We start from the raw sequence: 13803 nt of genomic DNA on the forward strand, positions 1-13803 counted from the left end.
GATCAGGCGACCGGCCGGGCCGCCAGGGCGCGGCGTCGGTCCCGTCTACAGCCCGAGCAGCGTCGGCAGGTCCGCCATCGCGGCGAACGGCTCGGCGCCCGCGGCTCTCAAGTCCTCGGGATCCTCGTCGGCCGCGTGGCCCAGGATCCGCATGCCCGCGGCCCGCGCGGCGGTGACGCCCGGGACGCTGTCCTCGACGACGACCGTTCCGGACGGCGGGCCGCCGAGGGTCCGGGCCGCCAGCAGGAACAGGTCCGGCGCGGGCTTCGGGCGCTCCACCTGGTCGGCCGAGAAGCGGACGGCCTCGGGGAAGAGGTCGGCCAGGCCGCTGAGCCGGAGCGTCATCGCCGTCTTGTCGAGCCGGCCCTGCGACGCCACGCCGTAGGGGATGCCGGCCGCCACCAGGGCCTCGACGACGTCCCGGACGCCGGGGATCGCCGGGATGCCATCCCGCTCGAAGGCCGGACCGCGACGGTCGCGGAACTCCTGCTGCCAGCTCGCCGGGAGGACGACGCCGGCCCGGGCGTCGAGGTCCTCCTCGATCGCCTCGAGCGCGAAGCCCTTGTACCGGCCGAGGACGTCCGCCGGCGTGACCGGGGCGCCGTGCTCGGCCAGGACCGCGGCCAGTACCACGGCCTGCGGCCCCTCCGTGTCGACGAGGACACCGTCGCAGTCGAACACGACGAGGGCGGGGCGGTCGGGCACGGAACGGTCCTCGGTCGGGCGGGGCGATCCGGAGCGCCGGGGCGGGAGCCGCCGCGCGGCCCGTCAGGCCCGGGCGTCGAGGCCGAGGAGCGCCCACAGGGCCGGGTCCTCGAGCGAGGGGTGCCGGTGGTGGGCGTGCGAGAGGTCGACGCCGGGGAAGCTCGTGACGCCGAGCACCGTCATGCCGGCGGCCACCGCGGAGGTCACGCCGGTGGGGCTGTCCTCGACGGCGACGCAGGCCGCCGGGTCGACGCCGAACGCCGCCGCGGTGGCGAGGTAGATGTCGGGCGCGGGCTTCGGAGCCTCGACGTCCTCGGCGGTCAGCAGCACCGGGAAGGTGCCGGCGTGGCCGGCGCGGTCCAGGGCCTTCTCCGCGAACCCGCGCGCGGCGTTGGTCGCCATGCCGACCGGGATGCCCGCGGCCCGCAGGGCGCTCACGAGGCGCTCGGCGCCCGGCATCACGGGGACCTCGCCGTCGAGCTCGAGGTGCACGAGGGAGACGAGCTCCTCCATGATCGCCGGGCCGCCGCCCGGCTCGCCGAGGAAGCGCTCCAGCGCCTCGGACGCGTGGACGAAGCTCGTCCCGATCAGCTCGAGCTTGTGCTCGGGCAGGAACGGCAGGCCGCGGCGCTCGAACAGCTCGGCCTCCGCGCGCGACCAGACGGACTCGGTCTCGAGGAACGTCCCGTCGTTGTCGAAGACGACGGCCGCCGGACGGAGGACCGTCGGCGACGCCGCCGAGGACATCAGGAGGTGGCCGTGACGAGCGGCTCGGCGCCGTCGTCGATGCGCCACGGGGTCTTCGGCTCGTACAGGTTGCCGACGCCGGCGTCGCCCTGCTTGGTGAGCTTGAACGTCAGCGTCGGGCCGCCGTTGGTCTTGACGGTGACGGTCGCCTTGTCGCCGTCCTTCTGCGTCGAGTAGTCGAGGTCGCGGACCTCGCCGGTCGTGTTGACCTCGCGCTTGTCCTTGTCGCCGATCAGCTGGGGCCGCTCGAGGAGCGCGCGGCAGGCCTGGCCGGTGTCCTCGGGGTCCGGGATCGCGGTCGTCGCGCCGGACGCCGGGATCTGCGCGAAGGCCTTCTGGGCCTTCTGCGTCAGGAAGTCGCAGCCCTGTTGACCGTTGTCCCGCGCCAGCGTGATCATCAGGAAGTCACGGACGGCCGTCTGTGGCTCGTCCTTCTTGAAGTCGGAGCCGCAGCCGGTGGAGGCGACTGCCAGCACGGACGCCAGGGCGAGAGGGAGCACGCGGGTCGTACGCATCACGGGGGGATTCTGCCGTGTGGAGCGCTCGCGCGCATCCTGAGGCGCGCAGGCGGGCGTCCCGGGGCCCGATCGCGTGGAAACATCGGGCCCGATGAGCCCCGCGCCCGATCCCTCCCCGCGCCCGCCGAGCGCCCCGCGGGTCCCTGCGGAGCTGCGTCCGGTGGGGGACGACGAGGCGCCCGAGCACGACGACGTCCTCCGCGAGGTCGCCGTGTCCTGGACGGGGGCCGGACGGGTCGACGCGCGCGGCGTGCGGATCGTCGGGGGCCGCGTCGAGCAGGCCGACCTCGCCGGAGCGCGCCTGCCGCTCCTGGACCTGGAGGACGTCGTGATCGCCGGCGGCAGTCTCGCCAACGCCGACCTGCGCGACGCCACGTGGCGGCGGGTGGAGGTCCGCGGTGCCCGCCTGACCGGCGTGCGGCTCACCGACGCCCGGCTGGACGAGGTGACCTTCCGCGACTGCCGGATCGACCTGGCGGCCCTGAGCGGCGCGCGCCTGCGCCGCGTGATCTTCACCGACTGCCTGCTCCGCGGCTGCGACCTGCAGGACCTCCAGGGCGAGGACCTGCGCCTGGAGTCGTGCGACCTGCGCGAGGCCGACCTCACCGGCGCCCGGTTCTCGCGCACCGAGCTCCAGGCCTGCCCGCTCGACGGGGTCCGCAGCCTCGAGCGCCTGCGCGGCGTCGGGATGCGCTGGGAGGACGTGCTGGCGTCGGCCGGCGCGTTCGCCGGGCACCTCGGGATCCGTCTGACCGACGGCTGAGGCCCCCGCGGCCCGCGACGGGGACGACCCGCCGCGCACCGGTCGTGGGCCGGCCCGGCCCGCATCCGGTGAGCGCCGGGGCGCCTGCGCGACGGCCGGGGGCCGCCGCCCGGCACACTGGGGCGAGTGCTGCGCGTGTTCCAGAACCCGAAGGTCGTCGTCAGCGTCGTCTTCGTGGCCGCGATGTTCATGAACATCCTGGACACGACCATCGTCAACACGGCGATCCCGACGATCGGCGCGCAGTTCGACGCGACGATCTCCAGCACGGGCGCGGTCTCCTCCGCCTACCTCGTCAGCATCGCGGTCGTGATCCCGGCGTCCGGCTGGCTCGGCGACCGCTTCGGGACCCGGCGGATCTTCCTCGTCGCGCTCGCGCTGTTCACGACGTCGTCTGCCCTCTGCGGGCTGGCGGGGTCGCTCGGGCAGCTCGTCGCGTTTCGCGTCCTGCAGGGCGTCGGCGGCGGCATGCTCACCCCGGTCGGCATGGCGATGCTGTTCCGCGTCTTCCCGCCCGAGGAGCGGATCCGCGCGTCGAAGATCCTCACGATCCCGACGGCCGCCGCCCCCGCCCTCGGCCCGGTCCTGGGCGGCGTCCTCGTCGACGGCCTGTCGTGGCACTGGGCGTTCATCGTCAACGTGCCGGTCGGCATCGCGGCCCTGGCCTTCGGCCTGCGGTACCTGCCCGACCACGACGACAGCGCCGCGGAGACCGGGCGCTTCGACGTCCCCGGCTTCCTCCTGGCCGGCGCGGGACTGGGCGCCTTGATGTTCGCGATCACCGAGGGACCGTCCCGCGGCTGGGGCTCGGCCGTGATCGTCGGGTCCGGCGTCGCGGGCGTCGTCCTCCTGGTCCTGCTCGTGCGGCTCGAGCTGCGCGTCCGCTTCCCGATGCTCGACCTGCGGATCTTCCGCGACCGGCTGTTCCGCTCGTCGACGCTCGTGGTCCTGCCCTCCAGCGCGGGCTTCCTCGGCCTCCTCTACGCCTTCCCGCTGCTGCAGCAGGAGGGCCTGGGCCGGACCGCGACGGAGAGCGGCCTGCTGACCTTCCCCGAGGCGATCGGCGTGATGGCGGGGTCGCAGGTCGTCTCGCGCATCTACCGGCGCTTCGGGCCGCGGCGCCTGATGGCGGGCGGCGCCACGACCGTCGCCCTGATGGCGCTGGTGCTCAGCCGCTTCGACGGCGACACGCCCGCCCCGCTCGTCGTCGCGACGATGTTCGTCCTCGGCGGCGGCATGTCGTTCGTCTTCATCCCGTCGCAGTCGGCGGTCTTCGCGAACATCAGCCCGGCGTCGACCGGGCAGGCCTCGGGGCTGTTCAACGCCCTGCGGCAGACCGGCGCGGCGATGGGCGTCGCGATCATGGCGACCGTGATCTCCGTCGTCGGCACGTCCGCGACCGGGTCGCCGTCGTCGGCGGGCCCGGGCCTCGACGCGTACCACGCCGCCTTCTTCACGGCCGCGGCGCTGATGCTCGTCGGCGCCGCGATGGCGTGGCGGATCCGCGACGCCGACGCCGCCCGGACGATGGCGCCGCCGTCGTCGCCGCACCCCACCGCCCCGGCGCCGCAGGCGGGGGACTGAGGCCGATGTACCGCTCGCCCCGTCGTCGCCGCGTCACCTTCGCCCTGCTCGTCGTCGCCGTCCTCGTGGTCGCCGCGGTGGTCGTCGGCCTGCGGGGCGGGTCCTCGAACCCGGTCGCCGCCGCCGTCAAGCCCCTGCGCGATCTGGTCCGCTGGGTCGGGGACACGAGCGACGCGAAGGGCGAGAACGGCGACCTGGAGCGCGAGGCCGGACAGCTCCGGCTGTCGGTGGCCGGGAAGCAGCGCGAGCTCCGCCTGCTGCCGGGGCTCACCCGGTTCACCGCGCTGCTGGACCGCGGCGTCCTCGCCGGCACCGAGCCGGTGCTGGCCAACGTGTCGGTGCACGACCCCCAGGCGTGGGCGACGTCGATCGGGATCGACCGCGGGACGACGCAGGGCATCGCGCTGCACCAGGCGGTGATCGGCGCGACGGACGGGGGCGCCGGGCTCGTCGGGTTCGTCACGCGGGTGACGCCGGCCTCGGCCACCGTGACGCTGTTGCCGTCGCGGGACACCGCCGTGGGCGCCAAGGTGGTCGGGCGGCCCGAGATCGGCACCGCCCAGGGGACCGGCGTCGGCGCGACCCCGACCATCGACCTGGAGTTCGCGGGCAACCGCAAGCTGAACACCGGCTCCGAGGTCCGGACGTCCGGCAGCAGCGACCCCGAGTTCCCGTCGCTGGCGCCGCCGGACATCCCGATCGGCACGATCACGGAGATCATCGGCCGCGGCAGCACCGAGCAGTACGCGCACGTGCGGCCCGCCGTCGACCTCCAGACCCTCGCGTTCGTCGCCGTGCTCACCAAGGACCCGCAGCGGTGAGCCCCGGCCCGGCGCGTGCCGGGGCCGCCGCCGGGGTACGACAGACTCCGACGATGCGCACCGACTTCGATCCCGACGAGCTGGGCCCCGGCCGCTTCTACACGCTGCTGACCGCGTCGATCGTGCCCCGGCCGATCGCGTGGGTCTCCTCGACGTCCGCAGACGGGGTCGACAACCTCGCGCCGCACTCGTTCTTCACCGTCGCCTGCGTCGCCCCGCCGATCGTGCAGTTCACGTCCGTCGGCCGCAAGGACTCGCTGGAGAACATCGAGGCGACCGGCGAGTTCGTGGTCTCCCTGACCCCCGAGCCGCTGTTCGAGCAGGTCAACGCGACGGGCACGAACTACCCCGCCGACGTCTCGGAGTTCGACGCCGTCGGCCTGGAGCGCGAGCCGAGCCTGCGCGTCCGCCCGCCGCGCGTGAAGGCCTCCCCCGTCGCGCTGGAGTGCACCCTCCACAGCACCACCTGCCTCGGCGACTCGTGGGTCGTCCTGGGCCGCGTCGTCCACGCGGCCGTCCACAGCGACGTGCTCGCCGACGACGGCCTGCCGGACATCGCCCGGCTCGCGCCGCTCTCGCGCCTGGGCCGCACCGAGTGGGGCACGCGCGGCGAGGTCCGCACGATCGACCGGATCCCGTACGAGGGCTGAGGCAGGAGGACCGCGGTGCGGCGGGGGCCGGGCGGGACGGGCCCGGCGCCCCCGCCGGACTAGGCTTCCCGGCATGATCGTCGCCACTCCCGAGGAGCTCGAGGGCCTGCGCCGCGCGGGCGCCCTCGTCGCCGAGACGATCCGCCGCATGCGCGAGGCCGTCCGGCCCGGCGTCAGCACGGCGGAGCTCGACCTGATCGCCGCCCGGACGTTCCACGAGTACGGCGCGCTGTCGGCGCCGATGGAGACCTACGGCTTCCCCGGCTCGACCTGCATCTCGGTCAACGAGGAGGTCGTCCACGGGGTCCCGGGCGGCCGCAAGCTGCGCGACGGCGACCTCGTCACGCTCGACGTGACGCCCGAGCTCGACGGCTGGCTCGCCGACGCCGCGGTGACCGTGCCGGTCGGTGACGTCTCCGACGAGGCGCGGCGCCTGCTCGACGTCGCGGACGCGTGCCTGGCGGCCGCGCTCGGCGTCGCGCGGGCGGGCATGCCGCTGCGCAACATCGGGCGGACGGTCCAGGAGACCGCCGCCGCGCTGGGCGCCACCCCCTTCGAGGAGCTGTGCGGCCACGGGATCGGCCGCGAGCTGCACGAGGACCCCACGGTCCCCAACGTCGACGTGCCGCAGCTGACCGAGCCGCTCGCCGACGGGCTCGTGATCGCCGTCGAGCCGATGCTCACCCTCGGCGATCCGCAGCTCGTCGAGCGCGGCGACGGCTGGACGATCGCCACCGCCGACGGCCGCCTCTCGGTGCACGTCGAGCACACGATCGTGGTGCAGGACGGCACCCCGATCGTCCTCACGGCGTAGCGCCGCCCGCCGGGGCGCCACGCCGCCCGCCGACGGAGGGCCGCCGGGCCCGCCGGGGTCAGCGGCCGCTGGGGCGGTCGATCCGCCAGGTCTTGCCGGACTTCGCCAGCTTCATGTCCAGCGGCTGTCCGGAGCTCGCCCCCGAGGCGCCCTGGACGGCGATCAGCCGGACGGTCGCGGCCTTGCCGTCGACGTTGGAGGACGCCACCCGGAGGTTGCCTAGCGACTGGTTGAAGCCGTCCTCCGCGCCCCCCTGCTGGAAGGCCGTGTTGATCCCGGACGCGCACGTGGAGCCGGCCGCCTTGGCGACGCGGCGCCGCTGGGCCGGCGTGTAGAGCGCGCAGACGGCCTTGCCGTCGCCCGCACTGAACGCCTCGATGTAGCGGGTCACGACGCCCTCCGGCGAACCGGCGGCGACCTTCTTGCGCGGGGCACCGGCGCCCGCGGGAGTCGTCGCGGCCGGCACCGGGCCGGCACCGGGGTTGCTCTCGTCGTCGTCGTTCCCGCCGCAGGCCGAGAGCCCGAGACCGGCGACGACCGCCAGGGCGATCGCGGACGTGGGGCGGACGAGGCGGTTGAGCATCGGTGAAAAAGTAGCGATCCGGATCGGGATTCGCCGTGAGCCGTCGCGCCCGCCGCGTGCGGGACGTCCGGCCCGAGGGACCGGGAGGTCGCGTCAGGGCTCGACCGACTCGCGCACGAGGCCTGGTCCGGAGCGCCGGTGACGAGGCTCAGGGCTCGACCGGCGCCCGGTCGTCGTCCCGCAGCCCCAGCCGTCCCGCGGCGGTGCTCGTGGAGCCGACCGGCACGTGCTCGCCCGCCGTCGCCAGTCCCGTCGGTGGCATGTCGACGTAGACGCCCTCGTACTCGCCCGCCCGCACCCGGTAGGTCTCGTGGTAGACGCCGACCGCCGTCGTGCCGCGGATCCGGCGGTTGAAGCGCGCCCACGCCGGCAGGTGCTCCGCGTCCGGCGCCCGGGCGTACGCCTCGAGCTGCTCGAACGACCGCCAGTACTGCACGTACGTGAGGCCCCCGAACATCCACCCCAGGTGGGCGGCGAGCAGGCCCCGCTCCGGCGCGGCCTCGAGCTCCCGGATCATCGGCGGCATCGCGAGCAGCACCGGGACCCAGCGGCGGACCTGCCACGGCCGGTTGATCCGGAACCCGATCAGGAAGACGACGAAGTCCCCCTCGATCCGGGCGGCGTGGCGCCCCGTGACGGCCTTCATGGGCGCGAGCCTAGATCGGGCGGGGCCGAGGCGGGGATCGGTCGGGCGATGACGCCGGGCGGGGTCGGGTCGGGGGGGGGCGGGGCGGGGCCGGGTCGGGTCGGGGGTCGGGTCGGGGGGCAGGGTCGGGTCGGGGGCCGGGGTCGGGGGTCGGGGCCAGGGCGGAGCCGGACGCGGAGATCGGCCGGGCGGGACCCGGGGCGTCGCGCGGGTCCGTCGCTCCGGCCGTGCGGCACCATGCCTGCATGACCGCGATCCGCCGTGCCCTGGTCCGTCGCCCGACCGAGCGCCTGGCCGAGGGGCTGCTGACGCACCTGGACCGCCGGCCGGTCGACGTCGAGCTCGCCCTGCGGCAGTGGTCGGGGTACGTCGCCGCGCTGGCCGACCACGGCTGGGACGTCGTCGAGGTGCCGCCGGCGCCCGCGTACCCGGACGCCCACTTCGTCGAGGACACCGTCGTGCTCTTCGGCGGGCTCGCCGTGGTCGCCCGGCCCGCGACCCCGGAGCGTCTCGGCGAGCAGGTCGCGACCGCCGGCGTGCTGGAGGCCCTCGGGTACCCGACCGCGGCGGTCGAGGGCCCGGGGTCGCTCGAGGGCGGCGACGTGCTGAAGGTCGGCCGCACGGTCTACGTCGGCCGGGGGACGCGCACCACGCCGGGCGCCGTCGGGCAGCTGCGCCGCCTGCTGACCCCGCGGGGCCTGGACGTCGTGGCCGTCCCCTGCCCGCGCGCCCTGCACCTGAAGTCGGCGCTGACCGCGCTGCCCGACGGCACGATCGTCGGCCACGCCCCGCTGGTCGAGGACCCGTCGTTCTTCCCGCGCTTCGTCGGCGTCCCCGACGCGCTGGGCGCCCAGGTCGTCGACCTCGGCGAGGGCCGGATCCTGATGTCCGCCGCGGCCCCGGACAGCGCCGCGATGTACGCGGACCGGGGCTACGAGGTGATCGCCGTCGACATCTCGGAGTTCGAGAAGCTCGAGGGCTGCGTCACCTGCCTGTCCGTGCGGGTGCGGGAGTCGCCGGGACGCTGATCAGGCCACGGCGCCCTGGAGCGCGTCGAGCGCCGCCAGGACCTTCGCGTCGTGCTCGGCCGGCTTGACCTTCGGGAAGACCTCCCGGACGACGCCCTCGGGGTCCACGATCACGGTCGAGCGGGTCGAGCCCCAGTACTTCTTGCCGTACATCGACTTCTCGACCCACGTGCCGTACGCCTCGCAGACCGCGTGGTCCTCGTCGGCCAGCAGCGTGAAGTCGAGGGACTCCTTCTCGACGAACTTCGCGACCTTCGCCACCGGGTCCGGCGACACGCCCAGGACCCGCGCGCCGCGCTGCTCGTAGTCCGCCCGGTGGTCCCGGATCGAGCACGCCTGCGTCGTGCAGCCCGGCGTCGAGGCCTTGGGGTAGAAGTAGACGACGACCCAGGTGCCGCGCAGCTCCGCGAGCGCCACGGGCGTGCCGGACGCGTCGGGGAGGGTGAAGTCGGGGGCGGTCTGGCCGATCTCGGGCAGGGGCACGGGAAGGTCCTTCGGTCGGGGGTGGGGCCGTCGAGGCGGATCCTGTCAGACGGGTTGCGGCGGACCGGGAGCGGCACGCCGGGCGCGTCGGGCGAAAGGCCGGCCCGGGCAGCTCGACCTCGAGGCCGGGGGGCCGGGACCGCGCCGGCCGCGCCGGGAACCGGTCCGCGTCGTGCCAGAGTCCCGGACATGCCCGACCTCCCCGACACCATGCGCGCGATCGTCGCCGTCGCCCCCGGCGACCCCGACGTCCTGGAGCTCCGCGACGTGCCGCGGCCCTCCCCCGGTCCGGGCCAGGTGCTGATCCGGGTCGCCGCCGCCGGCGTCAACCCGGTCGACGCGAAGACGCGGTCGGGAGCGGGCTCCGCGCGCTTCGTCGGCGACGACGGCTGGCCGTGGATCCCGGGCTGGGACCTCGCGGGCACGGTCGTCGAGGCCGGCTTCGGCGTGGCCCGGTTCGCCGAGGGCGACCGTGTCTTCGGCACCGTCGCGTTCCCCTACCCCGCCGGCGCCTACGCGGAGTACGCGGTCGCCCACGTGTCCCAGATCAGCCGCTCGCCGCGGTCGCTGGACGACGTGCACACCGCGGCGCTCGCGATGGGCGGCCTGACGGCCTGGCAGGCGCTGGTCGACGCCGGGGGTCTCGAGACGAACCAGCGCGTGCTGATCACCGCCGCGGCGGGCGGCGTCGGGCACCTCGCGGTCCAGATCGCCGCGGACCTGGGCGCCCATGTGATCGCCGTGGCGTCGCCGGACAACGTCGACTTCGTCCGCGGGCTCGGCGCCTACGAGATCGTCGACCGCACCCAACCGGACTGGGCCGCGGGGATCGCGCCGGTCGACCTCGTGCTGGACGCCTTCGGCGGGCCGGCCCGCGAGCCGGCGGTCTCGACGCTGCGTCCGGGCGGGACGATCGTGACGCTCCCGGCCGCGAACCGCCCGGTGACGCCCGAGGGCGTCAACGACCCGTTCGTCTTCGTCGCGCCCGACGGCCTCGAGCTGCAGCTGCTCACCGGGTCGGTCGAGCGCGGGGCCCTGAAGCCCCACGTCTCGGAGACCCTCCCGCTGGCGGACGCCGCCCGCGCCCACGAGCTCGTGGCGTCGGGCGGGACCCGCGGGAAGATCGTCCTGACGATCGACTGACCGCGGGCGCCCCGGCGCCGCGGGGGTGGTCGCGATTCCCTCGCCGTGGGAGATGCGACGACGACCAGGCCCGTACCGCCACGTCGGCACCGCGGGGGTGGTCGCGATTCCCTCGCCGTGGGCGACGGAGGGACGACCACCCACCGCGTCTCGCCGGGGCCCCAGCCCCGCCGCGGCCCGCGCCTCGGCCACCGCCGCCGCGCCCCAGGCGCCTCGGCGCCGGCCCGCCCGCCCCTCAGGCCGGCGTCGGGTGCTCCGCCGCGTCGGCCTGCGCGGCCGACAGGCCCTGCTCCTGGATCGCTCCGGCGAGCGTGTGCGACACCGGGAGCGGCTCCGGCTCGCCGGACGCCGTCTTGCCCGGGATCGCCAGGCGGCCGATCGGCTCCGGGGCGGCGATGCCGCCCTTGGCCGGGATGCGGGACATCGCCAGCTCGGTCATCGCGGTGATCGTCAGCGACGGGTTGACGCCGACGTTCGCCGGGATCGCCGCGCCGTCGCAGACGAGGAGGTTCTCGTAGCCGAAGACGCGGTGGTCCTTGTCGATGACGCCGTGGTCGCGGTCCTTGCCGATCGGGGCGCCGCCGAGGATGTGGGCGGTCGACGGGATGTTGAACAGCGCCTCCGTGGTCGAGGAGCCCGGGACGCCGCCGGTCTTGCGCGCCAGCCATGCGGTGAAGGCGTTGGCGGCGGGGATGAACGTCGGGTTCGGGTGGTCGGGGTCCTGGCGCGTCTGCAGCTTCACGCGGCCGTCCTTGCGGCCCTTCGCGACGAGGCTGATCGAGTTGTCCAGCGACTGCATGACGAGCACGACGATCGTGCGCTGCGACCAGTTCTTCGAGAACAGGAGCTCGAACAGCCACCTGGGGTGCCGGGCGATCTGGCCGAGCCACTTCAGCGGCCGGGTCAGGCGCGTGCCGTTGCCGGTCATCACGGTGAAGAGGCCGCGGATCGCGCCGCCGCCCGCGCCGTAGGTGACCGTCTCGATGTGCGTGTGCGGGTCGGGGTAGATCGACGACGTGATCGCGACGCGCTTGGCCAGCGCGTCGGCGCGACCCTCCGGGACGGTGACGCCGAGGATCGCCTCGCTGTTGGTGCGCACCAGCCCGCCGAGGCGGTCGGAGATCTTCGGCAGGTCCCCGTTGATCTTGCAGCGGGCGAGCAGCTCGTTGGTGCCGAGCGCGCCGCCGGAGACGACGACGCCGCGGGCGCGGATCGCGCGGCGGTCCTTGCGCCAGCGGGCGCCGGTGCGCTCGGTGACGACCTGCCAGCCGTCGGTGCCGTCGGTGCCGTTCAGCGGGGTCAGCGAGACGACCTCGCGGCCGGCCTCGATCCGCGCGCCGTGCTTCTTCTCGGCGAAGTACAGGTAGTTCTTCGTCGTCGAGTTCTTCGAGCCCTGCGGGCAGCCGAGCATGCAGCGGCCGATCGACGAGCAGCCCACGCGCTTGGGGCCCTCGCCGCCGAAGTACGGGTCGTCGACCTCCACGCCGTCGTTCTCGAGGTACGTGCCGACGCGTGCCTTGCGGTACGTGTGGCCGACGCCGATCTCCTCGCCGTACTCCTTGAGCAGCTGGTCGGCCGGGTCGTCCGCGGTCACGTCGGTGACGCCGAGCATCCGCTGGGCGGTCTCGTAGTGCGGGGCCAGGTCGGTGCGCCAGTCGGCGAGGTCGGCCCATTGGCGGTCCTCGAAGAACGCCTTCGGCGGCACGTAGAGCGTCATCGCGTAGACGAGCGAGCCGCCGCCGACGCCGGCGCCGCTCATGATGAAGACGTCCTTGAACGTCGTCAGGCGGAAGAGACCGCGCAGGCCGAAGCGGGGCGCGTAGAAGTAGCGGCGGAGGTCCCAGCTGCTCTTCGGCATGTCCTCGTCCTCGAAGCGCTCCCCGCGCTCCAGGACGGTGACGCGGTGGCCCTTCTCGCTGAGGCGCAGCGCGCTGACGGAGCCGCCGAAGCCCGAGCCGATGACGACCCAGTCGGTGTCGAAGGCGCCGTCGTCGCCGGTGGTCCGCGCGACGCCGCTGATCGGACCGCTGCCCGTGGCGCCGCCGCCGTTCGAGGACCTGTCGCCTGCCGTCGTTGCCATGCCGCTCTCTCTTCCCTGCCGTCGGACCCCTCGTGAGGGCGGGATCCGAAAAGAATGACGCCAGTGTCACCTTAGCGGGTGGTGACGGTGGCGTCAGCTTTCGTGGACGGCGGAGCGGGCGGCCGGGGCGGAGCCCTCCCCCGCGCGCCGCCTCACCCCTCCTTCAGCAGGCGCGAGAAGCGGCGGTCCTTGTACGGCTTGCCGCCCGTCTGGCAGGTCGGGCAGTAGGCCATCTCGTCCGACTCGTAGTGGACGGCGAGGATCGTGTCGCCGCAGCGCGGGCAGGCCTCGCCGGCGCGGCCGTGGACGCGCTCGGGGACCGGCATCTTGTCCTTCAGCGGCAGCTTCAGGTCCCGGACGTAGCCCGCGATGCCCTCGTCCAGGCGGGAGCGGATCGCCTCGCGCAGCACCGCGCGCTCGTCGTCGTCGAGGTCCCCGGCCCGGCGCAGCGGGGCGATCTTCGCCTCCCAGAGGACCTCGTCCACCCAGCGGCGGCCGATGCCCGCGATCACGCGCTGGTCGCGCAGCGCGCCCCGCAGCGTGCGCCGCGGCGGCAGGATCGAGAGGTCCGGCGTGTCCGGCCACGCCTCGGGCCCGAGCGTCGTGAGGCGCTCGTCGGCGGCCACGTCCGCCTCGCGCAGCAGCCGCCCCCACGCCGCCTGGCGGGTGCCGAACTCCTTCAGCCGCAGCTCGCGCTCGCCGTCGAAGCCGTCCGCGCCGCCGTCCAGGCGGATCACGATGCGGGCGGTGCGGTCCTTCATCGTCGCCCGCTTCTCGAAGAGCTGCAGGCGCCCGGCGCTCATCAGGTGGATCAGCAGGCCCGCGCGACCCTCGGGATGCTCGTCGGTCACCAGGCCGCCGCCCGCGAACCACACGAGCAGCATCTTGCCGCGGCGCTCGATCCGCTCCAGCGTGGCGCCGGCGAGCGCGTCCAGCGGCGGCTTGAACGTCTGCATCGTCGCGAGGCCCGGCGCGCGGGCGGAGTCGACGGTGGCGCCGGCCAGCGCGGCGGAGAGGAGCCGCGCCGTGATCTCGACCTCGGGCAGCTCGGGCATCGATCAGCCCCGCACCCGGGACAGGACGTCGGGGCCGAGCAGCCCCCGCAGCTCCGCGCGCGAGCCCTCGACGGCGATCACCGCGACCGCCGAGAACTCGGAGACGTTCCGTCCCGTCCCGCCCCAGCCGACGAACCAGTTGCCGTTCGGCAGCGCCTGCAGGTTGCCCTGGGTGTTGTCGAC

The 13803-nt window shown here is 74.8% G+C and carries 16 protein-coding genes; 7 read left to right on the forward strand and 9 right to left on the reverse strand.

Features of this window, described 5'->3' with window-relative positions; translation table 11 throughout:
• Window positions 1-45: 45 nt before the first annotated feature.
• The 3 genes from AB0L40_RS12605 to AB0L40_RS12615 all read right to left on the reverse strand — a co-directional run bounded on the left by AB0L40_RS12605 (window position 46) and on the right by AB0L40_RS12615 (window position 1967).
• A complete protein-coding gene (locus tag AB0L40_RS12605) occupies window positions 46-705 on the reverse strand; it encodes an HAD family phosphatase (protein ID WP_364354442.1) in 660 nt (219 codons plus the stop codon).
• Window positions 706-768: 63 nt separating this feature from the next.
• Entirely contained in the window at window positions 769-1452 is a 684-nt protein-coding gene (locus AB0L40_RS12610; protein ID WP_364354445.1) for an HAD family phosphatase, read from the reverse strand.
• Complete coding sequence (locus tag AB0L40_RS12615; RefSeq protein WP_364354448.1) at window positions 1452-1967, reverse strand: hypothetical protein; 516 nt, start codon at window positions 1965-1967, stop codon at window positions 1452-1454. Before AB0L40_RS12615 ends, AB0L40_RS12610 begins: the two co-directional genes overlap by 1 nt.
• Window positions 1968-2061: 94 nt before the next feature.
• On the opposite strand from AB0L40_RS12615, the gene AB0L40_RS12620 reads away from it, so the two are divergent.
• From AB0L40_RS12620 to map, 5 genes are all read left to right on the forward strand, one after another.
• Window positions 2062-2733, forward strand: coding sequence for a pentapeptide repeat-containing protein (locus AB0L40_RS12620; protein ID WP_364354451.1), 672 nt, complete (start codon window positions 2062-2064; stop codon window positions 2731-2733).
• A 126-nt stretch (window positions 2734-2859) separates the two neighbouring features.
• On the forward strand, window positions 2860-4317 hold the full coding sequence (locus AB0L40_RS12625) for an MDR family MFS transporter (protein WP_364354454.1): 1458 nt from the start codon (window positions 2860-2862) through the stop codon (window positions 4315-4317).
• Between the two features lie 5 nt (window positions 4318-4322).
• Window positions 4323-5138, forward strand: coding sequence for a rod shape-determining protein MreC (gene mreC / locus AB0L40_RS12630; protein ID WP_364354457.1), 816 nt, complete (start codon window positions 4323-4325; stop codon window positions 5136-5138).
• Window positions 5139-5191: 53 nt separating this feature from the next.
• A complete protein-coding gene (locus AB0L40_RS12635) occupies window positions 5192-5788 on the forward strand; it encodes a flavin reductase family protein (RefSeq protein WP_364354460.1) in 597 nt (198 codons plus the stop codon).
• A 73-nt stretch (window positions 5789-5861) separates the two neighbouring features.
• Window positions 5862-6602 carry a type I methionyl aminopeptidase gene (map, locus tag AB0L40_RS12640; RefSeq protein WP_364354463.1) on the forward strand — a complete coding sequence of 247 codons (741 nt, stop codon included), beginning with the start codon at window positions 5862-5864 and terminating at the stop codon, window positions 6600-6602.
• A 58-nt stretch (window positions 6603-6660) separates the two neighbouring features.
• Here map and AB0L40_RS12645 read toward each other — a convergent pair whose 3' ends face one another.
• Window positions 6661-7185: a hypothetical protein gene (locus AB0L40_RS12645; protein WP_364354466.1), complete on the reverse strand. Its 525-nt coding sequence runs from the start codon at window positions 7183-7185 to the stop codon at window positions 6661-6663.
• A 148-nt stretch (window positions 7186-7333) separates the two neighbouring features.
• Window positions 7334-7831 (reverse strand): DUF4188 domain-containing protein, encoded by a 498-nt coding sequence (locus AB0L40_RS12650; RefSeq protein WP_364354469.1) that lies wholly within the window; start codon window positions 7829-7831, stop codon window positions 7334-7336.
• 245 nt (window positions 7832-8076) lie between these two features.
• Here AB0L40_RS12650 and ddaH point away from each other — a divergent pair, with 245 nt between their 5' ends.
• Window positions 8077-8859: a dimethylargininase gene (ddaH, locus tag AB0L40_RS12655; RefSeq protein ID WP_364354472.1), complete on the forward strand. Its 783-nt coding sequence runs from the start codon at window positions 8077-8079 to the stop codon at window positions 8857-8859.
• Here ddaH and bcp read toward each other — a convergent pair whose 3' ends face one another.
• Entirely contained in the window at window positions 8860-9342 is a 483-nt protein-coding gene (gene bcp, locus AB0L40_RS12660) for a thioredoxin-dependent thiol peroxidase (protein WP_364354475.1), read from the reverse strand.
• 189 nt (window positions 9343-9531) lie between these two features.
• Here bcp and AB0L40_RS12665 point away from each other — a divergent pair, with 189 nt between their 5' ends.
• Window positions 9532-10485, forward strand: coding sequence for an NADP-dependent oxidoreductase (locus AB0L40_RS12665; RefSeq protein ID WP_364354478.1), 954 nt, complete (start codon window positions 9532-9534; stop codon window positions 10483-10485).
• Window positions 10486-10720: 235 nt separating this feature from the next.
• Here AB0L40_RS12665 and AB0L40_RS12670 read toward each other — a convergent pair whose 3' ends face one another.
• From AB0L40_RS12670 to AB0L40_RS12680, 3 genes are all read right to left on the reverse strand, one after another.
• Window positions 10721-12565 carry a GMC family oxidoreductase gene (locus tag AB0L40_RS12670; RefSeq protein WP_364354481.1) on the reverse strand — a complete coding sequence of 615 codons (1845 nt, stop codon included), beginning with the start codon at window positions 12563-12565 and terminating at the stop codon, window positions 10721-10723.
• A gap of 152 nt (window positions 12566-12717) precedes the next feature.
• Window positions 12718-13620, reverse strand: coding sequence for a DNA-formamidopyrimidine glycosylase family protein (locus tag AB0L40_RS12675; protein ID WP_364354484.1), 903 nt, complete (start codon window positions 13618-13620; stop codon window positions 12718-12720).
• Between the two features lie 3 nt (window positions 13621-13623).
• Window positions 13624-13803 (reverse strand): hypothetical protein (locus tag AB0L40_RS12680; RefSeq protein ID WP_364354487.1); only part of this gene is annotated, 180 nt, incomplete at its 5' end.

Source organism: Patulibacter sp. NPDC049589 (genome assembly GCF_040675535.1).
Classification (GTDB): domain Bacteria; phylum Actinomycetota; class Thermoleophilia; order Solirubrobacterales; family Solirubrobacteraceae; genus Patulibacter.